The following is a 19,953-nucleotide window of genomic DNA, read 5'->3' on the forward strand; positions in this document are numbered from 1 at the left end:
ACGGTACTGCGCATCTTGCTTGTCGAACGCGTCAGTTGCAGGCATAGAGACTACGCGCACTGCTTTACCTTCAGCGGTTAGTTGCGCAGCTGCTTCAACCGCAAGCTCAACTTCTGAACCGGTAGCAATGATGATGAGTTCTGGCTTGCCAGCACAATCTTTCAGGATGTAACCACCCTTAGCGATGTTAGCGACTTGCTCAGCGTTACGATCTTGTTGTGCAAGGTTTTGACGAGAGAAAATTAAAGATGATGGACCATCTTTACGCTCGATTGCCAGTTTCCAAGCAACCGCAGACTCAACTTGGTCACATGGACGCCATGTGCTCATGTTAGGAGTCAAACGTAGAGAAGCGATCTGCTCTACCGGTTGGTGAGTAGGACCATCTTCGCCTAGGCCGATAGAATCGTGCGTGTAAACTTGGATGTTCTGCACTTTCATCAGAGCCGCCATACGCATCGCGTTACGCGCGTATTCCATGAACATTAGGAAGGTTGCGCCGTAGGGTACGAAACCACCGTGCAGAGCGATACCGTTCATGATCGCCGTCATGCCGAATTCACGTACACCGTAGTGGATGTAGTTACCAGAGAAGTCATCCGCCGTCAGAGACTTAGAACCCGACCACATAGTTAGGTTGGAAGGCGCTAAATCCGCAGAGCCTCCCATAAATTCAGGTAGCATAGCACCGAACGCTTCTAATGCATTTTGAGATGCTTTACGTGATGCGATATTGGCTGGGTTAGCTTGAAGATCAGCAATGATTGCGTTTGCTTTCTCTTCCCACTGCGCTGGAAGCTCGCCGTTAGTACGACGTTTAAATTCTGCCGCCAACTCTGGGTATGCTGCTGCGTATGCGTCAAACTTAGCATTCCAAGCCGCTTCTTTGGCTGCGCCTGCTTCTTTCGCATCCCATTCTGCTGCGATATCCGCTGGGATTTCGAAAGGACCGTGATTCCAGCCAAGGAATTCACGTGCTGCTGCAATCTCTTCGTGGCCAAGTGGTGCACCGTGACAATCGTGAGAACCCGCTTTGTTTGGCGAACCAAAACCAATGATAGTTTTAGTACAGATAAGTGTCGGACGACCTGTTTCTGCTTTCGCCGCTTCAATAGCTGCGTTAATTGCTTCAGGATCGTGACCGTCTACTGCTGGAATGACATGCCAACCGTACGCTTCAAAACGCTTAGGGGTATCGTCAGAGAACCAACCTTCCACTTCGCCATCGATAGAAATACCGTTGTCATCCCAAAAAGCAACCAGCTTACCAAGACCAAGGGTACCCGCCAAAGAACAAGCTTCGTGTGAGATACCTTCCATCAGACAGCCATCACCCATGAATGCATAGGTAAAATGGTCAACGATGTCGTGACCTTCTTTGTTGAATTGCGCCGCCAGTGCTTTTTCAGCCATCGCCATACCAACAGCGTTAGTGATGCCTTGACCTAGAGGCCCCGTCGTTGTCTCGATACCAGGAGCGTAACCGTATTCTGGGTGGCCAGGTGTCTTAGAGTGAAGTTGGCGGAAGTTTTTCAAGTCTTCAATTGAAAGCTCGTAACCGGCTAGGTGAAGCAGAGAGTAAATCAGCATTGAACCGTGGCCGTTTGAAAGAATAAAACGGTCGCGATCTGCCCACTCTGGGTTTTGTGGGTTGTGGTTCAAGTGACCACGCCAAAGAACTTCAGCGATGTCAGCCATACCCATAGGTGCGCCTGGGTGGCCTGAATTTGCTTGTTGAACACCATCCATACTAAGTGCGCGGATTGCATTGGCTAGATCTTTACGAGAAGGCATGTCTGCTCCTGAGTGCGTAAGCGATTTAAAAAATAATAGAATCTGAATTATTCGTTGAATTCAGGCGCCATATTCTCTCAAAGCCCCCTTGCTACTGCAAACGTTTTACTGGAGATTTCGCTCAAATTTACAACTATTTTCACAACGGCATACATTCACCGAATCAAAGAGCAATATTCAGACGCAAACGTTTAGTTATGATATATCCAAAAAAGAACTTGTAATTCACTCGTTCAAAATTAGAATAGACGTCTAGATGTAGAAACACCTACAATTATTTATCCAACATTATTGTGGTGAATGCTAACGTTCATCATCAACAATCAAATTAGTGGAGCTCTCATGGCTAAGCACCTATTTACTTCTGAGTCTGTTTCAGAAGGTCATCCAGATAAAATTGCAGATCAAATTTCTGATGCTGTTCTTGATGCCATCATTGAACAAGATCCAAAAGCCCGCGTCGCCTGTGAGACTTATGTAAAAACTGGCATGGTGATGGTTGGCGGTGAAATCACAACGTCAGCTTGGGTTGATATCGAAGAGATTACTCGCCAAACCGTTCGTGAAATTGGCTACGTTCATTCAGACATGGGCTTTGATGCCGATTCTTGTGCCGTACTCAATACGATCGGTAAGCAATCACCAGACATCAACCAAGGCGTTGATAAAGCCGACCCGAAAGAACAAGGCGCTGGCGACCAAGGCATCATGTTTGGTTACGCGACGAACGAAACGCCAATTCTAATGCCAGCTCCAATCACTTACTCTCACCTTCTTGTTAAGAAACAAGCGGAAGTACGTAAGAGCGGCAAGCTTGATTTCCTTCGCCCAGATGCGAAATCTCAAGTTACTTTCCAGTACGACCAAGGCAAGATTGTCGGTATCGATGCAGTTGTTCTTTCAACTCAGCACAGCGATTCAGTCTCTACTCCAGACCTTCGTGAAGCGGTAATGGAAGAGATCATTAAGCCAGTATTACCTTCTGAGTGGATCAACAAAGAAACTAAATTTTTCATCAACCCGACAGGCCGTTTCGTAATCGGTGGCCCAATGGGTGACTGTGGTCTAACAGGTCGTAAGATCATCGTTGACACCTACGGCGGCGCAGCTCGTCACGGTGGTGGGGCATTCTCTGGTAAAGATCCATCGAAAGTTGACCGTTCTGCAGCTTACGCGGCTCGCTATGTTGCGAAAAACATCGTTGCAGCTGGTATGGCTGACCGTTGTGAGATTCAATTGTCTTACGCAATCGGTGTTGCCGATCCAACGTCTATCATGGTTGAAACGTTTGGTACTGAAAAAGTATCACCAGAGATCATTGTTGAAGCGGTTCGCCAAAACTTCGACCTTCGTCCATACGGCCTACAAGAAATGCTGAACCTTCTTCAGCCAATCTACAAGCAAACTGCTGCTTATGGTCACTTTGGTCGTGAAGAGTTCCCTTGGGAAGCGACAGATAAAGCAGACCTACTGCGTGAATTTGCAGGAATTAAATAAGCTGTTATGACATAGACAGTTTAACCGCAACACACGTTAAGCCCTTGCATTTTTGCAGGGGCTTTTTATTTTTGGCTAAAAATTCATCAAATAATTTGTGTTTTTTTCTATTCACACCAATAGTTAATAGAGTGTTAAATGTACTCTCTTGGTCGAAGCTCTTTATCGAAGTTTTATATCGACTATCGACGCTTTATATTGAATCGGGCAAGTGAGTCACTCCAACACCGTCAGTCGGCCACCAAGGTCATTTACGATTCATGAGAATAGATCAAGGAGGGTGTATGCCTCGTACGGTGAACCCAACAGATTTTGAACCAAAAGATAACAAAATTCCTGACAGCGAATATGCTCGAACTCTACCCTGTAACCAGCTAAGCGTTTCAGCACCCTTTCATTGGCTATCACTCGGGCTTCATGATTTTATACGAATGCCTCTCATAAGTATGTTCTACGGCGTCTGCTTTATGGCTGCTGCTATAGGGATTGTATTGCTAGTACAATGGCAAGGTACGCACCTTGTCGTCATGCCAAGCCTGATTGTGTATATGCTGATTGGGCCTTTCCTTGCTCTCGGAATGTACGATGCCAGTTGGGAGAGAGAAAAAGGCCACAAGCCAAGTCTGATACACTCTATGAAAGCGATCACTAGAAACTCGACTTCACAGTGGGCGTTTACCGTTTTACTCACCGTGGCCATGATATTCTGGATGCGTGTTGCTGCTTTGATTCACGCTCTCTACCCGGCAGTACAAGGGGCTTCACTGACTGAATTTGCGCCATTTTTAATCATTGGTTCAATGGCTGGTTTTGTCTTTGCGGTGATCATCTTCAGTATTTCCGCCTTTTCTATCCCATTAATGATGGAGAAACGAGTGGATGTCATGACCGCAGTTTTCTCGAGTTTTAATGCTGTCAAAAGTAATATACCCGCGATGATCGTTTGGGCTCTAGTGATTACGGGTGGGATCCTCATCGGCTTTGCCACTTTTGGTATTGGGATGTTTTTCACTATGCCTATTCTAGGTTACGCGACATGGCATGGTTATCATGAAACCATCAAAAAGAAACATAACATCTAGCCTAGGTATTAATTAACCTTGTTTTCAAAATATGGCTTTCAAAACATGTTTTTTAAAATACGGCTTTCATAGCATGACTTACATAATAAAATTTAATGTTATTATCTTAGCCTCAGCTTTCATGCAGGGGCTTTTTATCATCCAAAGCATCATTAACAGAGCTTCACCAACAATACCAATTATGAACGTGCGTTATTTCAAGGAAAGACAGTGGAAGATTTTGAACTTCATTACCGTGCCCAAGCCAAGTTAAAATCTTGTGTTGACCTCGCCTCCCAATACTTCCAATGCATATTCAAACTTCCAACACTGAGCTATAAGCTTCGTGGTAAAGCGGCAGGAAAAGCTTATCTGCAACTCTGGGAAATCCGTTTAAATCCGGTTCTTTTTGCTGAAAACCCGCAAGCTTTCTTAGATGATGTGATCGCTCATGAAGTGGCTCACCTAGTTACATTCCATCAATTTGGCCGCGTTAGACCGCACGGGAAAGAGTGGCAATCGGTGATGACACAGGTATTTAAATTGAATGCCAACACAACTCATCACTTTTCAGTACGCTCCGTTCAAGGAAAAACCTTTGAATATAACTGTGGCTGCACGCAACATTCACTCTCGATCCGACGCCATAACAAGGTAGTCAGGCAACAAGCCAACTATCGTTGCCAATCTTGCCAGAAAACATTGACCTATTCAGGGCGGTAAGCAAGAGCAGGACATAAATAAAAAATCAGAGAATTAAACGCACAGAATCGAAGCCAACCAAGAAAATAAAAAGAGAAAGCCGACATACAAACCAATGACGACTTTAATCCCTGTGACACCTTGTTTTTTGCCCTAAAAGCATCCATGTTAGGGTCTAACTCTTTCTCTCTTAGGACCTTGTAATGAGAACCCCTCGTATCTTTCACCCACATCCGATTCTACAACTTGGTTTACTTGATTTAGATGACGATGCCGCAGGCCACATCGGACGAGTGTTACGAATGAAAGCGGGGCAAGGTGTAATCCTATTTGATGGCAGTGGCGCAGAGTTTCCTGCCATTATTCATGAGATAAGCAAAAAACGAGTGTCAGTTGAACTCACTGAACGAGTCGAACACAGTAGTGAATCTCCTTTAGATCTTCATCTTGGTCAGGTTATCTCTCGCGGTGACAAGATGGAGTTTACGATTCAAAAATCGGTCGAGTTAGGGGTTAACACCATTACCCCTCTGATTTCTGAGCGCTGCGGTGTCAAACTTGACGCAAAAAGATTTGAAAAAAAATTGGCGCAATGGCAAAAGATCGCCATCAGCGCTTGTGAGCAGTGTGGCCGCAATACGGTTCCGGTTATTCGCCCAATCATGCAACTTGAACAATGGTGCAGCGAGCCCAGTGACGCGTTAAAGCTAAACCTTCATCCTCGTGCAAAATATTCAATAAACACCCTTCCAGAACCCATCAATAAGGTGCGCCTATTGATCGGGCCTGAAGGTGGATTGTCAGCTGAAGAAATCAGCATGACAGAACAATACAAATTTGAAGAGACGCTACTCGGTCCACGTGTTCTTCGTACCGAGACAGCCGCTCTAACCGCAATTACTGCCTTACAAGTCCGTTTTGGCGATCTAGGCTAGGAGAAAACAATGATCAAACTTGGCATCGTAATGGATCCAATTTCATCCATTAATATTAAAAAAGACTCTAGCTTTGCGATGATGCTAGAGGCACAGCGTCGTGGTTATGAAATCCACTATATGGAAATGAATGATCTACACTTAGATCAAGGTGAAGCGATTGCAGACACAAAAGTCGTCGAGCTCAAACAAGATCCAAACGGTTGGTACGAATTTAAATCAGAACAAACCATCAAGTTATCTGAATTAGACGCGGTACTGATGCGTAAAGATCCACCTTTTGATACTGAATATATCTACGCGACCTATATTTTAGAAAGAGCCGAAGAAAAAGGAACATTGATCGTCAACAAGCCACAAAGCTTACGTGACTGCAATGAAAAGCTCTTTACCGCGTGGTTCCCTGATCTCACACCAACAACCATTGTGACGCGAAAAGCAGAAAAGATTAAACAGTTCCAACAGCAACACGGCGATATTATTTTAAAACCATTAGATGGCATGGGTGGTGCCTCAATATTTCGTGTAAAGGAAGGCGATCCAAACGTATCCGTAATCATTGAAACATTAACTAACCACGGTCAAAACTACGCAATGGCGCAAACCTTTGTTCCCGACATCAGCAATGGTGATAAGCGTATTCTTGTCGTTGACGGTGAACCTATGCCTTACTGCCTAGCGCGCATTCCTGCCAAAGGGGAAACACGAGGCAACCTAGCGGCAGGCGGTACTGGCGAAGCTCGCCCGCTTAGTGAAACAGACTGGGCTATCGCACGAGCCGTTGCTCCTTCACTCAAAGAGAAGGGCTTAATCTTTGTCGGACTTGATGTTATCGGTGACAAGCTAACTGAAATTAACGTAACCAGCCCTACTTGTATCCGTGAGATTGAAGCTGCTTTTGATATTTCGGTAACAGGTAAATTAATGGACGCAATCGAGCGACGTTTAAAAGCCTGATATTGAGACGTCTAATGATATTTGGGCAGTTTTTCTGCCCACATCCTGATTGGAGTTGTTATGAATCTAACAAATCACTTCTTAGTTGCGATGCCTGGAATGGAAGATCCCTATTTCAAGGACCGAGTCATCTATCTTTGTGAACATAATCAAGACGGTGCTATGGGATTAGTGATCAATGCGCCGATTGATATTACTGTTGGTACCATGCTGAAAAAAGTGGATGTCGAGTCGAGCAAGCCTCAGATCCACACAGACAGTTTAGATAAGCCGGTTCTCAATGGCGGTCCCGTTTCTGAAGATCGCGGATTCATCCTCCACCAACCCAAGGATGAATATGAATCCAGCATTCAAATGACCGATCAAATTTCCGTCACCACCTCTAAGGATATCTTAGCGGTATTAGGAACAGAGGCTGAACCAAGCAGCTACGTTATCGCTTTAGGTTACTCTGGTTGGGAAGCTGGGCAGTTAGAAACTGAATTAGCAGAGAACACCTGGCTCACGATTGAAGCCGATCCCGATGTAATCTTTAATACTCCCATCCATGAACGCTGGCGAAAAGCAGTCCAGATGCTGGGAATAGATGCAGCGCAGCTATCCACACAAGCGGGACACGCTTAATCTCCCCCGCTTGAACCTTTTGAACTCTTTGCCAAATCATACCGTTGTATGTAGATAAAGAAGCGATGGTCAGTTGAATACAGGCTATCTCTATTACCGGCTAACGATTACATTCATTTTGGAATAAGAAATGTCTCGCACAATAATGGCGTTTGACTACGGTACAAAAAGTATTGGTAGTGCAATTGGCCAAGATATTACAGGTACTGCCTCTCCTTTAAAGGCATTTAAAGCAAAAGATGGGATCCCACAGTGGGATGACATTGAAAAACTGATTAAAGAGTGGCAGCCCGATCTCATCATCGTAGGGCTACCCACAGATTTGCACGGAAAGGATTTGGCGACCATTACCCCCAGAGCCAAAAAGTTTGCCAATCGTTTGTTTGGCCGATATGGCATTCCCGTTGAACTGCACGATGAACGCCTTTCTACAACAGAAGCTCGATCTGACTTGTTTAATATGGGCGGGTATAAAGCGCTCAGCAAAGGCAATGTGGATTGCCAATCTGCAGTGGTGATTTTAGAGAGTTGGTTTGAGTCTCAGTGGGGCGAATAACTCAGCGATAAAAACTCGGTTAGCGATTGATATTACTTACGCTTCTATTGCTTATCAGAACGTGCTTATTAGAGCGCTTAGAAACTTCTGAATATAAAAGCTAACCAACTCTTGCACTTAATCCATATCTATTTTAACGTTCTGCAACGTGCCGGTATCGAAGCTTTCCCCACGTTGAGTTTTCAACATCAATCTCAGATCATTGGCAGAATCAGCGCTGTGGAGTGCATCCTGCTCGCTGATCTTTCCATCAACCACCAACTGGTAGAGAGCTTGATCAAACGTCTGCATTCCGATCTCTTTCGACTTCGCCATCGTTGTTTTTAGTTCATGAAGATCACCACGGCGAATCAGATCCGACACTCTCGGGCTATTTAAAAGTACTTCAAACACACCATGACGCCCTTGACCATTTTTGTCACGGATCAGCTGCTGTCCAATCACCCCTTTAAGGTTCATTGAAAGATCAAACAAGAATTGCTCTTTTTGCTCTTTGGGGACCAGGTGTAAAATACGTTCCAGTGCTTGATTGGCATTGTTAGCATGCAATGTTGCCATGCATAAATGCCCCGTTTCGGCAAAGGTCATCGCGTATTCCATGGTTTCTCGACTGCGTATCTCACCGATCAAAATCATGTCAGGAGCTTGGCGCAGCGAGTTTTTCAACGCAACTTCGTAACTTTCAGTGTCCAACCCAACCTCACGCTGGGTTACTATGCAGCGTTGGTGCTCATGGACAAACTCGATAGGATCTTCAACGGTAAGAATATGCCCTGTTCGATTCGCGTTGCGGTACCCTGTCATCGCGGCCATCGTGGTTGACTTCCCTGAGCCTGTCGCTCCAACCACCAAAACTAAACCTCGCTTTGCGATTGAAAGGTTTTGCAATACATCGGGCAGTTTCAACTGCTCAAAGGTTGGAATTTGCGTTTCAATACGACGAATTACGGCGCCCGGCAACTCTCGCTGATAAAACGCACTGACCCGAAATCGCCCGATATCTCGCACAATTGCGAAGTTCGCTTCTCGGGTTTGCTTGTATTCTGAAGCGCGCTCTTGCTCCATCATTGCGCCCAGTAATTGCTCAACCTCGGCTTCACTTAACTTGGCACCTTCCGCTCTAAGCTCGCCGTCAACGCGAAACAGGATTGGCGCACCAACGGTAATATAAACATCCGAAGCTTTCTGCGTAATCATGCCTTGCAAACACTGATTCAGTTCCATTTACACTTCTCATTTACACTCGATTATTCATTCCAAATACATTGGCTACTTACAATAGAATCCGTTTGTACAAAAAGGGCTGTTTGTAAAAAGTAGAATGCATGACTGCGTTTGTTTCTATTTAAAAGATCGATGATTCAATTTCGATTTTTTTCGCTACTTCTTGTGGATCAACCAAACCTTTTGCGATCAATTGTTTCGCATTTTGCTCCATGGTTTGCATGCCATGGGCCGCACCGGTTTGAATAATTGAATACATCTGAGCCACTTTGTCTTCTCGAATCAAGTTTCGGATCGCTGGCGTCGCAAGCATTACCTCATGACAGGCTACCCTTCCCCCGCCGACTCGTTTCAATAGTTTCTGCGCAATAACCGCTCTCATTGATTCTGAAAGCATCGAGCGTACCATGTCTTTGTCGCTGCCAGGGAATACATCAATGATTCGGTCGATGGTTTTCGCCGCAGAGCTAGTATGCAGAGTACCGAACACTAGATGCCCCGTTTCAGCCGCTGTTAAGGCGAGACTGATGGTTTCTTGATCTCGAAGCTCACCCACTAAGATCACGTCTGGATCTTCACGCAGTGCAGAACGGAGGGCATTCTTAAAACTATGGGTATCCTTGTGCACTTCGCGTTGATTCACCAAGCACTTGTTGTTCTCATGAACAAATTCAATCGGATCTTCAATGGTTAGAATGTGTTTATTATGATTACGGTTAATGTAATCCACCATCGCTGCTAAGGTTGTTGATTTACCTGAGCCGGTAGGCCCAGTGACGAGCACTAGGCCTTTTTCATAATTTGCTATTTTTTCAAAGATATCAGGGGCTTCAATTTGCTCTAAGGTAGGGATATGCACAGGGATTGTACGAAATACCGCTGAGCTACCACGCGTCTGATTAAACGCATTCACACGGAATCGGCCAACATTCGGCAGTTCAAAAGAAAAATCCACTTCGAGCTTTTCTTCATATTCACTGCGCTGAGCATCGTTCATGATCTCAAAAACCAGTCGATGAACCTCTGCATGGCTAAAAGCAGGAACACCAAGCTTTCTTACTTCACCATCTATCCGTACCATTGGAGGCACCCCTGCAGAAAGGTGTAGATCTGACGCATTATGCTTTACACTAAAATCCAATAACTCTGCAATATCCATTAAATATCCTTAAAAAGTTAGCTATGAGTAGTATTGAACAAAATATTGAACATATCACCTCACAGATAGAAAGCGCACAACAAAAGTGTGGACGACCTCGAGAGTCCGTGCAACTTTTAGCAGTGAGTAAGACTAAGCCTCTTGAAGCCATTCTCGATGCGGCTCAGTGCGGGCAGCGACGGTTTGGTGAAAATTACGTGCAAGAAGGGGTCGATAAAGTGATTCACTTTAATCAATCTCATCCGTCACTCGACCTCGAATGGCATTTTATTGGCCCAATTCAATCCAATAAAACCCGTTTGGTGGCCGAGCATTTTGACTGGGTTCATACCATTGACCGAGCAAAAACAGCACAAAGGCTCAATGATCAACGACCTGACGCTATGGAGCCACTTCAAGTGCTTATTCAGGTCAACACCAGTGGTGAACAAAGTAAGTCTGGGATCAGCGGTGACGAGTTATTTACACTGGCGGAGTTGATTTCTACCCTTCCAAACCTCACGTTAAGAGGAGTGATGTCCATTCCTGCTAATGTGGCTGATTACCAAGCCCAGCGTGCTGAATTTGACAAACTAGCGCTACTAAAGCAACAACTTAGCGAGAAATATAGCCAAATAGATACTTTGTCTATGGGGATGAGTGGGGATATGGAAGCAGCGATCCATGCGGGCAGTACTATGGTACGTATCGGCACTGCCATTTTTGGTGCTAGGGACTACGCCAACAAACCGTAGTCACTTTGCTTTATGCGTTCTTATCATATGCCAACTGGCGACATAAGAACGAAATATATAAAAACGAGAGACAAACGATCGAGTAACTTTGCTGGCTCGCGCCATGAGTTTCGATATCGACAACGGTCATTAACATTTAGGTTAAATAGAATGGAACATAAGAAGATTGCCTTCATTGGTGCAGGGAACATGACTCGCTCAATTATTGCGGGCCTTGTAGCGAGTGGCTACCCAGCGTCTTTAATCACAGCGACCAATCCAAGTCAGCCTAAACTTGATTATCTCAGTGAACAGTGCGGCATTAACACCCAATCAGACAACACTTCGGCCGCAAAAAATGCCGATGTCATTGTCCTGTCGGTGAAGCCCCAGCTCATGGAAACGGTTGGGAAAGAACTCCAAAACATCGACTACAGCAACAAACTTGTCATCTCGATCGCAGCAGGCATTAACGCAGCCCGCCTCAATGAAATGTTTAACACAACGTTAAGGCTTGTTCGTGTTATGCCGAACACGCCTTCTTTAGTTGGTCAGGGCATGAGTGGATTATTTGCCGCTGATGAGGTACAAGAGCAGGATAAAAAATTTGCCGCTGAACTCATGAGTGCGGTGGGTAAGGTATGCTGGGTTGAGCAAGAATCGGGCATTAACAGCGTGATTGCAGCTGCGGGCAGCGCACCGGCTTATTTCTTCCTATTCATGGAAGCGATGCAAGCAGAAGCGATAGCTCAAGGTTTTGACCAAGAAACCGCACGGCTATTGGTTCAGCAATCAGCACTAGGTGCCGCAGCAATGGTAGTGGCCAATCCAGAAACAGAGCTATCAACCTTGCGTGAACAAGTCACCTCAAAAGGCGGTACAACAGCCGAAGCATTGAAAACATTTAATCAGCATCAGCTTTCAAGTATTGTTGCTAAAGCCATGCAATCAGCAGTGGCAAGAGCACAAGAGATGGAAAAAGAATTTTAATTTTACCGTTTGTTTAAACGATTTTACTTTTACTAGTGACGATTATTTTTTGTCGTAAGGACCCATTATGAGCTCAATGAGTTTTTTAATTTCAACGCTGTTTGACCTGTATATCATGGTTGTCTTGCTGCGTATTTGGCTGCAGATTTCTCGCGCCGATTTCTACAATCCGTTTTCCCAGTTCATTGTTAAAGCGACTCAACCTGTGGTCGCTCCGCTGCGCCGAGTGATCCCTTCAATCGGTAGCTTAGACGTTGCAACGGTTTTATTTGCGTACGTTCTTTGTGTACTCAAATTTGTCGCTTTAGTTCTTGTAAGCTCTAGTGGATCATTTGTCTTCAGTGCAGATTTCTTATTCTTAGGCTTATTATCACTGCTTAAAGCCGCCGGAGGTCTACTGTTTTGGGTATTACTGATTCGCGCCATTTTAAGCTGGGTGAGCCAAGGCCGTAGCCCAATCGAGTTTGTATTCCACCAGCTAACAGAGCCAATGCTGGCACCCATTCGCCGTATTTTGCCTGCGATGGGAGGCTTCGACTTAAGCGTTCTCGTTCTCTTTATTGGCCTACAGTTTGCTAATTTCCTAATGGGTGATTTAATCGGTCCTATCTGGCATCAGCTATAATAACCGGTGATCAGCCCAAGTGACGTCAAAGCCATCTTGTGATGGCTTTTTATTTACATCAGAAGTAAGGAAACAAGATGAACCGATGGATACTGATACTCGTAAGCGCCATTCTAGCAAGCCCAGCTTGGGCCGGTCAGTTTACAAAGATAAAGGATGTAGAGGTTCATTACTCGGCCTTTAACTCGACGTTTTTAACAAAGCAGGTAGCAACCAGTTACAAATTAAAACGTAATGGCTATTCCGCTGTTTTAAACATCAGCGTGCTGGATAACTCACTGGTTGGAAAACCCGCCGTCACCGCCAAAGTGTCAGGAACCGCCAGAAACTTACTCGGACAAACTCGTACATTAACGTTTCGCGAAATTAAAGAGGCGAATGCGATCTATTACCTAGCTGAGTTTCCAATCAGCAATGAAGAAACTCTCACCTTCAATTTAGATATTCACGCTGGCAATTCAGGCGCGGGTCCGTTAACGTTCAGCCAAAAATTTTATGTTGAAGAGTAGTTCTCTTCATCCACGATATTCGAGAAAGATATGAAAAAATTAGTACTAGCAACAGGCAACCAAGGCAAAGTTCGTGAAATGGCGGATCTTCTGTCTGATTTTGGTTTTGATGTAGTGGCACAAAATGAATTTAACGTGTCAGATGTAGCAGAAACAGGCACCACCTTTATTGAAAATGCCATCATCAAGGCTCGCCATGCGGCAAAAGAAACAGGCCTCCCTGCAATTGCTGATGATTCCGGGTTAGAAGTAGATTTTCTTCAAGGCGCTCCGGGGGTTTATTCTGCTCGTTATGCTGGCGAAGGCGCAAGCGATCAACAGAATCTAGACAAATTGCTTGATGCATTGAAAGACGTTCCAGAAGCACAAAGAACCGCTCGTTTTCACTGTGTCTTAGTTCTGATGCGCCATGAAAACGATCCCACTCCTGTGGTTTGTCATGGTAAGTGGGAAGGTCATATTCTGACACAAGCGGAAGGCGAAAACGGCTTTGGTTATGACCCGATTTTCTATGTCCCTGAAGAAGGTTGTTCATCAGCATTACTTGAATCATCACGCAAAAAGCAGTTATCGCATCGTGGAAAAGCTCTAAAAAGCTTATTTGCAACCTTAGAAAAGCAGTCATAACGATCATGTTAATCCCTCCAGCACTCAGTCTATATGTGCACATACCCTGGTGTGTGCAAAAGTGCCCTTATTGCGATTTCAATTCTCACGCGCTGAAAGGCAACATTCCAGAAGACGAGTACATCTCAGCCTTGTTAGATGACCTTGATAGCGACATTGAACGTTATCAATTGAATGCAAACCCTCGTCCAATACATTCCATATTTATTGGCGGTGGTACGCCAAGCCTGATCTCCGCCAGTGGCATTAAAACTTTGCTCAATGGGATTGAAGCGCGCATTCCATTTAAGCACGATATTGAGATCACCATGGAAGCTAACCCGGGTACGGTTGAAGTAGAGCGTTTTAAGGGCTACAAGACCGCTGGAGTGACACGAATATCGATTGGTGTTCAAAGCTTTGAACAGGAGAAGCTGGAACGTCTTGGCCGCATTCATGGCCAGCAAGAGGCGGTGGATGCCGCTAAACTCGCTCATCACATCCAGCTAACTAGCTTCAATCTCGATCTAATGCACGGCTTACCCGATCAAAGCATCGATCAGGCACTATCGGATCTCGATAAGGCGATTGAGCTTAATCCTCCGCATCTATCTTGGTATCAACTCACCATTGAACCGAACACCTTGTTTTACTATAAAACGCCAACACTTCCAGATGACGATGATTTGTGGGATATCTTTGAGCAAGGCCACAAGAAACTCAGTGATGCGGGTTATGTTCAATATGAAATTTCGGGCTACAGCAAACCTGAGTTTCAATGTCAGCACAACCTAAATTACTGGCGCTTTGGTGACTATTTAGGGATTGGTTGTGGATCTCACGGTAAACTCAGCTTTGCGGATGGACGCATTGTCCGCACGACAAAAATCAAACACCCAAAGGGGTACTTGTCGGCTTATCAAAATCTTACTAAACCTTATCTGTCCGATGAGAACTGTGTCGATAATGAAGATCGGCCATTCGAGTTCTTTATGAACCGTTTTCGATTGATAGAAGCCTGCCCAAAACAAGACTTTATCAATACCACTGGCTTACCACTGAGTGCGATTAACGACACCATTAATTGGGCATTGGATAAGCAGTATTTGACCGAGACGGAGACTCACTGGCAGATCACGCAAAAAGGGAAACTGTTTCTCAATGATCTGCTTGAAGCCTTTATGGTGGAAGAGTCGTAGCGGTAATACTAGAAAGAAAAAGTAAAAAGCAAAGTAAAAAGGGAAATGAAGAAAGTGGAAGAAAAACCAATTAGGAGACTCGACTCCTTTTCTTTTTCTTCCACATTTTGACTAAAATATTGAGCGGCCAATTCGCCCAGATAATAATTCTAACGCTTGGGTACCCGCTAACGAATTGCCAGATTGATCTAGTTCAGGGGACCATACCGCAATACTCATCTCATTAGGCACGATAGCGACAATGCCTCCGCCAACACCTGATTTCCCAGGCATGCCCACTCGATAAGCAAACTCGCCCGCTCCGTCATAAAGACCACACGTTGCCAGCAGAGCATTCAATTGTTTTGTCTGGGTTGGGGTAATGATTTGTTTACCACTTTGCACCGATACCCCTTTATTAGCTAAATAACTAAACGTCTTCACCAAATCAACGCAGCTCATTTTCAGCGCACAAGAGTGAAAGTAATTATTGAGCACTGGAATGACTTCATTTTCAAAATTACCAAATGAACGCATCAAATAAGCGATGGCAGCATTGCGATCGCTGTGCATCATTTCCGATGCGGCGACGACTTTATCGTACACAATGTGCGTATCACCCGCTAACTGACGCACAAAATCGAGTAAGTGCTGTCTAGGGGCAGACAAACGGCTATGAAGTAAATCAGCCACTACAATGGCACCCGCATTAATAAATGGGTTGCGAGGTATCCCCTGCTCCATTTCAAGTTGAATCATTGAGTTAAATGCTTGCCCAGAAGGCTCTTTACCCACACGCTGCCAGATTTCTTCTGGTTTATACAAAGACATCGCTAGCGTTAAACTGAGTGCCTTAGAAATCGATTGAATAGAAAATGCATCGTCTGCATCGCCAGCCTTTATCACTTCACCTTCTTTGGTATAAACGGCAATCGCCAATTTATCATTGGCTACTTTTGCCAGTGCGGGAATGTAATTAGCGACCTTTCCTTGGCCAATCAAAGGGCGAACTTCTCGTAAAATATCTTCCAAGATCAATGGTGTCGGTTTCATACTGCAATCCAAATAAGAGATTAGCCACAGCATCTGTGAATGAAAAGAGATGCTCTAAGGTCAAAAAAGCCAACATAGATATGCTGGCTCTTACTTCATTGTTTACTCATTGCGAGATGCAACTCGCTATCAACATCAAGCGGTGCGACGATACTTAATATCCCAAACGCCATGACCTAAACGGTGGCCGCGAGCCTCAAACTTGGTCAAAGGACGCTCATCCGGACGCGGAATGTAATCCCCGTCTTTGGCAATATTCTCAAAACCAGGTGCAAGGTTCATAACATCAATCATGTGTTCTGCGTAGTTTTCCCAATCTGTCGCCATATGGAAAATACCCGTTTCCATTTGCAATTTAGCTCGGACCATTTCGGCAAATTCAGCTTTCACAATGCGGCGCTTATGGTGGCGCGCTTTATGCCAAGGGTCAGGGAAGAACAGTTGAAGCGTATGCAGGCTATCGTTTGGAATCATGTGTTCAAACACTTCAACTGCATCATGGCACATCACACGTAAATTAGTAACACCGGCATCACGTGCTGAACCTAAACATGCACCAACACCTGGGCTATGTACTTCAATACCTAAAAAATTCTTTTCCGGCGCATTTTTCGCCATTTCAACCAATGAAGCACCCATACCAAAGCCAATTTCTAGTACAACAGGGTTGTCATTGCCAAACACTTCACTCCAATTAAGTAGCTCAGGGCTATAGTCAATACCCATTGTTGGCCAGCATTCGTTCATCGCATTTTCTTGGCCTTTTGTTAAGCGGCCTTCACGACGAACAAAACTGCGGATCTTTCGAACCAGTTTGCCGTCTTCAGTATATTCGTTAGTGGTCACTTCACTCATTGGTCTTTGCCTGCACATTGATTAATCAAAGCGGGGATTATCCAAAGAATTGCCTCGGGTGCAAGTCTTTATAACGATAAATTCCCACACAAATTGTCTGTTTTACATCCAACCGTAATTGTGGTGCAATTTTACCCCTAATAAAAGTAAAACATCGAGCATGTCGTGACTCCTTTCGCAAACGCCATTTTAGAGTGGTATGACGCCTACGGGCGAAAAAGCCTACCTTGGCAACAAAACAAATCGGCCTACAGTGTTTGGCTATCTGAAATTATGTTGCAGCAAACGCAAGTTGCGACCGTTATTCCTTATTATCAACGGTTTTTAGAACGCTTCCCTACCGTGATTGATTTGGCCAATGCGAAACAAGACGAGGTATTGCATCTCTGGACTGGGCTTGGGTACTACGCCAGAGCACGAAATCTCCATAAAGCGGCGCAAATTGTGGCTACCGAATATCAGGGTGAATTTCCACTCAACATAGAGCAAATGAACGCCCTACCCGGTATTGGCCGCTCAACAGCAGCAGCGATACTTTCTTCAGTATATAAACAACCGCACGCCATATTAGATGGCAATGTCAAACGAACGCTGGCTCGTAGCTTCGCAGTAGAAGGCTGGCCAGGGCAAAAGAAAGTAGAAAATAAATTGTGGGAAATTGCTGAAGCAAACACGCCCGATACGAATGTCGATAAATACAATCAAGCAATGATGGACATGGGTGCCATGGTCTGCACACGCAGCAAGCCTAAGTGCACATTGTGCCCAATTGAAGATTTATGTGTTGCAAACAAACAGGATAGCCCACTCAATTACCCAGGGAAAAAACCCAAAAAAGAGAAGCCAGTTAAAGAAACATGGTTCTTGATTTTGCATTACAAGAATCAAGTTTGGTTAGAGCAGCGCCCACAAAGTGGTATATGGGGTGGTCTTTATTGCTTCCCTGAACATACTAATAACGAATTATCACACCTACTTGATCAGCGTGCGATTCAAGATAAAGACATCGTGAAACAACAAACACTGATCTCATTTAGACACACTTTTAGCCATTATCACCTCGATATCACCCCAATATTGGTCGAGTTGTCGAAACAACCTGAGATGATAATGGAAGGAACGAATAGTCTTTGGTATAACTTGTCTCAACCCGATGAAGTCGGCTTGGCAGCCCCTGTAAAACTGTTACTAGAGAGTCTGCCTCATGAACTTCAATCATCATTAAAAAAGGAATCACTATGAGCCGTACAGTATTTTGTGCTCGTTTAAATAAAGACGCGGAAGGATTGGATTTTCAACTGTATCCAGGAGATTTAGGTAAGCGTATTTTTGACAATATTTCAAAAGAAGCTTGGGCACAGTGGCAAAGTAAACAAACGATGCTGATTAACGAGAAAAAACTCAATATGATGGATCCAGAACACCGGAGCTTGCTGGAAACAGAAATGGTGAATTTTCTTTTTGAAGGTAAAGAAGTTCATATCGAAGGTTATACTCCACCAAGCGCCTAACTCACACAGTGTTATGAGCTAGTAGAAGTTATGGCACAGTTGAAGTTATGGCATAGTTGAGAGCATCAATGATATTTATCGATGCTCTCATTGGCATTTTGGGAAGCAAAATATAAGGACCCTATGAAAAAGTTCGCTTACTTTTTTACAGCAGCGCTCATTAGTTCAACGACACTGACAGGGTGCAGCCGAGAGTTCATTGAAAACATTTACGCCGTAGATTATGAGCCAACCAATCGTTTTGCAACCAATCTCGCCGAGCTTCCAGGTCAATTTGAAAAAGACATCGGAGCATTAGATGCTCTCATCAGCAGCTTTAACGGCAACATAGAGAAACGCTGGGGTAGCCGTGAGGTCAAAGTCGCGGGGAAAAGTAATTATGTAAAATATATTGATAATTATCTAAGCCGCTCTGAGGTTAACTTTGACAAAGGAACGATCATTGTAGAAACGGTATCTCCTACCGATCCCAAAAAGCATCTAAAGAACGCCATTGTTACGACTTTACTCACCCCTGATGACCCTATGAATGTCGATCTGTTTTCTTCTAAGGACATCAAACTTGAAGGTCGACCTTTTCTCTATCGACAAGTGCTCGATCAAGATAAAAAGCCCATTCAATGGTCTTGGAGAGCGAATCAGTTTGCCGACTATCTCATCGCCAACCACCTGAAAGTCAAAGATGTTGATTTCAAGAAAGCCTATTATGTTGAGATCCCGATGGTGGAAGATCAGGTAGAGATCCGCAGCTACAAGTACGCAGATATCGTCCGTCGCGCCTCCAATAAATACGACATTCCAGAAGATCTTATCTACGCGATCATCAAAACAGAGAGCAGCTTTAACCCTTACGCGGTAAGTTGGGCTAACGCTTATGGATTAATGCAGGTCGTCCCCAAAACAGCAGGGCGAGATGTTTTTACCCTGGTTAAGAAAAAATCCGGGGAGCCTTCACCTGAATACCTTTTTGATCCAGAGAAAAATATCGATACGGGTACAGCTTACTTCTATATTCTAAAAAATCGCTACCTCAAGGACGTCAATAACCCTCTGTCTCTCGAATACAGTATGATCTCTGCATACAACGGTGGTGCCGGTGGAGTACTGAACACCTTTAACCGAAGTGATCGTAAGCGAGCAATGCGTGACCTTAACTCGTTACAGCCGAACCAAGTGTATTGGGCTCTGACCAAAAAGCACCCCAATGCCGAAGCTCGACGCTATCTAGAAAAAGTAACGAACTACAAGAAAGAATTTAACGCAGGGAAAATATAAATCACACAATTGCTTAAATCATCAGCAGTTGAACGATTTTTTGCGTTTTTTTATAAAAATCAGTTGACGAAGCAACAGAAAATCCGTTTAATAGCGCTCCGTTGCCCGGATAGCTCAGTCGGTAGAGCA

21 protein-coding genes are annotated in these 19,953 nt (G+C 44.5%); 16 read left to right on the forward strand and 5 right to left on the reverse strand.

Features of this window, described 5'->3' with window-relative positions:
- A partial coding sequence (gene tkt / locus A1QO_RS11655) for a transketolase (RefSeq protein WP_017040941.1) occupies positions 1-1,794 on the reverse strand: 1,794 nt, incomplete at its 3' end.
- A 342-nt stretch (positions 1,795-2,136) separates the two neighbouring features.
- Here tkt and metK point away from each other — a divergent pair.
- The 7 genes from metK to ruvX all read left to right on the forward strand — a co-directional run bounded on the left by metK (position 2,137) and on the right by ruvX (position 8,126).
- Positions 2,137-3,291, forward strand: coding sequence for a methionine adenosyltransferase (metK, locus tag A1QO_RS11660; protein ID WP_026026661.1), 1,155 nt, complete (start codon positions 2,137-2,139; stop codon positions 3,289-3,291).
- Between the two features lie 284 nt (positions 3,292-3,575).
- Positions 3,576-4,373: a DUF2189 domain-containing protein gene (locus A1QO_RS11665; protein ID WP_017040942.1), complete on the forward strand. Its 798-nt coding sequence runs from the start codon at positions 3,576-3,578 to the stop codon at positions 4,371-4,373.
- A 210-nt stretch (positions 4,374-4,583) separates the two neighbouring features.
- A complete protein-coding gene (locus A1QO_RS11670) occupies positions 4,584-5,075 on the forward strand; it encodes a SprT family zinc-dependent metalloprotease (protein WP_017034520.1) in 492 nt (163 codons plus the stop codon).
- 182 nt (positions 5,076-5,257) lie between these two features.
- Positions 5,258-5,989: a 16S rRNA (uracil(1498)-N(3))-methyltransferase gene (gene rsmE, locus A1QO_RS11675; RefSeq protein WP_017038259.1), complete on the forward strand. Its 732-nt coding sequence runs from the start codon at positions 5,258-5,260 to the stop codon at positions 5,987-5,989.
- Between the two features lie 9 nt (positions 5,990-5,998).
- Complete coding sequence (gshB, locus tag A1QO_RS11680; protein ID WP_017034522.1) at positions 5,999-6,946, forward strand: glutathione synthase; 948 nt, start codon at positions 5,999-6,001, stop codon at positions 6,944-6,946.
- A 60-nt stretch (positions 6,947-7,006) separates the two neighbouring features.
- On the forward strand, positions 7,007-7,570 hold the full coding sequence (locus A1QO_RS11685) for a YqgE/AlgH family protein (RefSeq protein WP_017034523.1): 564 nt from the start codon (positions 7,007-7,009) through the stop codon (positions 7,568-7,570).
- Between the two features lie 130 nt (positions 7,571-7,700).
- Positions 7,701-8,126, forward strand: coding sequence for a Holliday junction resolvase RuvX (gene ruvX, locus A1QO_RS11690; protein ID WP_017034524.1), 426 nt, complete (start codon positions 7,701-7,703; stop codon positions 8,124-8,126).
- Positions 8,127-8,243: 117 nt separating this feature from the next.
- Here the strand turns inward: ruvX and A1QO_RS11695 are convergent, their stop codons facing one another.
- Positions 8,244-9,350 carry a PilT/PilU family type 4a pilus ATPase gene (locus A1QO_RS11695; protein WP_017038258.1) on the reverse strand — a complete coding sequence of 369 codons (1,107 nt, stop codon included), beginning with the start codon at positions 9,348-9,350 and terminating at the stop codon, positions 8,244-8,246.
- Positions 9,351-9,471: 121 nt separating this feature from the next.
- Positions 9,472-10,509, reverse strand: a complete 1,038-nt coding sequence (locus tag A1QO_RS11700) for a type IV pilus twitching motility protein PilT (protein WP_017034526.1) — start codon at positions 10,507-10,509, stop codon at positions 9,472-9,474.
- A 23-nt stretch (positions 10,510-10,532) separates the two neighbouring features.
- Here A1QO_RS11700 and A1QO_RS11705 point away from each other — a divergent pair, with 23 nt between their 5' ends.
- From A1QO_RS11705 to hemW, 6 genes are all read left to right on the forward strand, one after another.
- Positions 10,533-11,243: a YggS family pyridoxal phosphate-dependent enzyme gene (locus A1QO_RS11705; RefSeq protein ID WP_017038257.1), complete on the forward strand. Its 711-nt coding sequence runs from the start codon at positions 10,533-10,535 to the stop codon at positions 11,241-11,243.
- Positions 11,244-11,393: 150 nt separating this feature from the next.
- Positions 11,394-12,212: a pyrroline-5-carboxylate reductase gene (gene proC / locus A1QO_RS11710; RefSeq protein WP_017034528.1), complete on the forward strand. Its 819-nt coding sequence runs from the start codon at positions 11,394-11,396 to the stop codon at positions 12,210-12,212.
- Positions 12,213-12,279: 67 nt separating this feature from the next.
- Positions 12,280-12,837 carry a YggT family protein gene (locus A1QO_RS11715; protein ID WP_017034529.1) on the forward strand — a complete coding sequence of 186 codons (558 nt, stop codon included), beginning with the start codon at positions 12,280-12,282 and terminating at the stop codon, positions 12,835-12,837.
- 77 nt (positions 12,838-12,914) lie between these two features.
- Entirely contained in the window at positions 12,915-13,346 is a 432-nt protein-coding gene (locus A1QO_RS11720) for a DUF4426 domain-containing protein (protein ID WP_017034530.1), read from the forward strand.
- A 30-nt stretch (positions 13,347-13,376) separates the two neighbouring features.
- On the forward strand, positions 13,377-13,973 hold the full coding sequence (locus A1QO_RS11725; protein WP_017034531.1) for an XTP/dITP diphosphatase: 597 nt from the start codon (positions 13,377-13,379) through the stop codon (positions 13,971-13,973).
- A 5-nt stretch (positions 13,974-13,978) separates the two neighbouring features.
- Positions 13,979-15,151, forward strand: a complete 1,173-nt coding sequence (gene hemW / locus A1QO_RS11730; RefSeq protein WP_017038255.1) for a radical SAM family heme chaperone HemW — start codon at positions 13,979-13,981, stop codon at positions 15,149-15,151.
- A 111-nt stretch (positions 15,152-15,262) separates the two neighbouring features.
- Here the strand turns inward: hemW and glsB are convergent, their stop codons facing one another.
- Both glsB and trmB read right to left on the reverse strand, forming a co-directional pair.
- A complete protein-coding gene (gene glsB, locus A1QO_RS11735; protein ID WP_017040943.1) occupies positions 15,263-16,183 on the reverse strand; it encodes a glutaminase B in 921 nt (306 codons plus the stop codon).
- 135 nt (positions 16,184-16,318) lie between these two features.
- Entirely contained in the window at positions 16,319-17,038 is a 720-nt protein-coding gene (gene trmB / locus A1QO_RS11740; RefSeq protein ID WP_017034534.1) for a tRNA (guanosine(46)-N7)-methyltransferase TrmB, read from the reverse strand.
- A 165-nt stretch (positions 17,039-17,203) separates the two neighbouring features.
- Here trmB and mutY point away from each other — a divergent pair, with 165 nt between their 5' ends.
- The 3 genes from mutY (at position 17,204) to mltC (ending at position 19,824) form a co-directional block, all read left to right on the forward strand.
- Positions 17,204-18,280, forward strand: coding sequence for an A/G-specific adenine glycosylase (gene mutY, locus A1QO_RS11745; protein ID WP_017034535.1), 1,077 nt, complete (start codon positions 17,204-17,206; stop codon positions 18,278-18,280).
- The gene (locus tag A1QO_RS11750; RefSeq protein ID WP_017034536.1) at positions 18,277-18,549 is read left to right on the forward strand and encodes an oxidative damage protection protein; all 273 of its coding nucleotides are present in this window, start codon (positions 18,277-18,279) and stop codon (positions 18,547-18,549) included. Before mutY ends, A1QO_RS11750 begins: the two co-directional genes overlap by 4 nt.
- Positions 18,550-18,672: 123 nt before the next feature.
- Positions 18,673-19,824 carry a membrane-bound lytic murein transglycosylase MltC gene (gene mltC, locus A1QO_RS11755; RefSeq protein WP_026026660.1) on the forward strand — a complete coding sequence of 384 codons (1,152 nt, stop codon included), beginning with the start codon at positions 18,673-18,675 and terminating at the stop codon, positions 19,822-19,824.
- Positions 19,825-19,953: the final 129 nt, after the last annotated feature.

Origin of the sequence: Vibrio genomosp. F10 str. ZF-129, assembly GCF_000287055.2 — a bacterium.
In the GTDB taxonomy this organism is placed as follows: Bacteria; Pseudomonadota; Gammaproteobacteria; order Enterobacterales; family Vibrionaceae; genus Vibrio.

Coding starts and splice junctions, on each gene's coding strand:
- A1QO_RS11705 (WP_017038257.1), top strand. CDS start 10,533: ATGAGTAGTATTGAACAAAATATTGAACATATCACCTCACAGATAGAA.
- A1QO_RS11700 (WP_017034526.1), bottom strand. CDS start 10,509: ATGGATATTGCAGAGTTATTGGATTTTAGTGTAAAGCATAATGCGTCA.
- A1QO_RS11750 (WP_017034536.1), top strand. CDS start 18,277: ATGAGCCGTACAGTATTTTGTGCTCGTTTAAATAAAGACGCGGAAGGA.
- A1QO_RS11715 (WP_017034529.1), top strand. CDS start 12,280: ATGAGCTCAATGAGTTTTTTAATTTCAACGCTGTTTGACCTGTATATC.
- glsB (WP_017040943.1), bottom strand. CDS start 16,183: ATGAAACCGACACCATTGATCTTGGAAGATATTTTACGAGAAGTTCGC.
- rsmE (WP_017038259.1), top strand. CDS start 5,258: ATGAGAACCCCTCGTATCTTTCACCCACATCCGATTCTACAACTTGGT.
- A1QO_RS11720 (WP_017034530.1), top strand. CDS start 12,915: ATGAACCGATGGATACTGATACTCGTAAGCGCCATTCTAGCAAGCCCA.
- A1QO_RS11685 (WP_017034523.1), top strand. CDS start 7,007: ATGAATCTAACAAATCACTTCTTAGTTGCGATGCCTGGAATGGAAGAT.
- metK (WP_026026661.1), top strand. CDS start 2,137: ATGGCTAAGCACCTATTTACTTCTGAGTCTGTTTCAGAAGGTCATCCA.
- trmB (WP_017034534.1), bottom strand. CDS start 17,038: ATGAGTGAAGTGACCACTAACGAATATACTGAAGACGGCAAACTGGTT.
- gshB (WP_017034522.1), top strand. CDS start 5,999: ATGATCAAACTTGGCATCGTAATGGATCCAATTTCATCCATTAATATT.
- ruvX (WP_017034524.1), top strand. CDS start 7,701: ATGTCTCGCACAATAATGGCGTTTGACTACGGTACAAAAAGTATTGGT.
- A1QO_RS11725 (WP_017034531.1), top strand. CDS start 13,377: ATGAAAAAATTAGTACTAGCAACAGGCAACCAAGGCAAAGTTCGTGAA.
- mltC (WP_026026660.1), top strand. CDS start 18,673: ATGAAAAAGTTCGCTTACTTTTTTACAGCAGCGCTCATTAGTTCAACG.
- A1QO_RS11665 (WP_017040942.1), top strand. CDS start 3,576: ATGCCTCGTACGGTGAACCCAACAGATTTTGAACCAAAAGATAACAAA.
- A1QO_RS11695 (WP_017038258.1), bottom strand. CDS start 9,350: ATGGAACTGAATCAGTGTTTGCAAGGCATGATTACGCAGAAAGCTTCG.
- proC (WP_017034528.1), top strand. CDS start 11,394: ATGGAACATAAGAAGATTGCCTTCATTGGTGCAGGGAACATGACTCGC.
- hemW (WP_017038255.1), top strand. CDS start 13,979: ATGTTAATCCCTCCAGCACTCAGTCTATATGTGCACATACCCTGGTGT.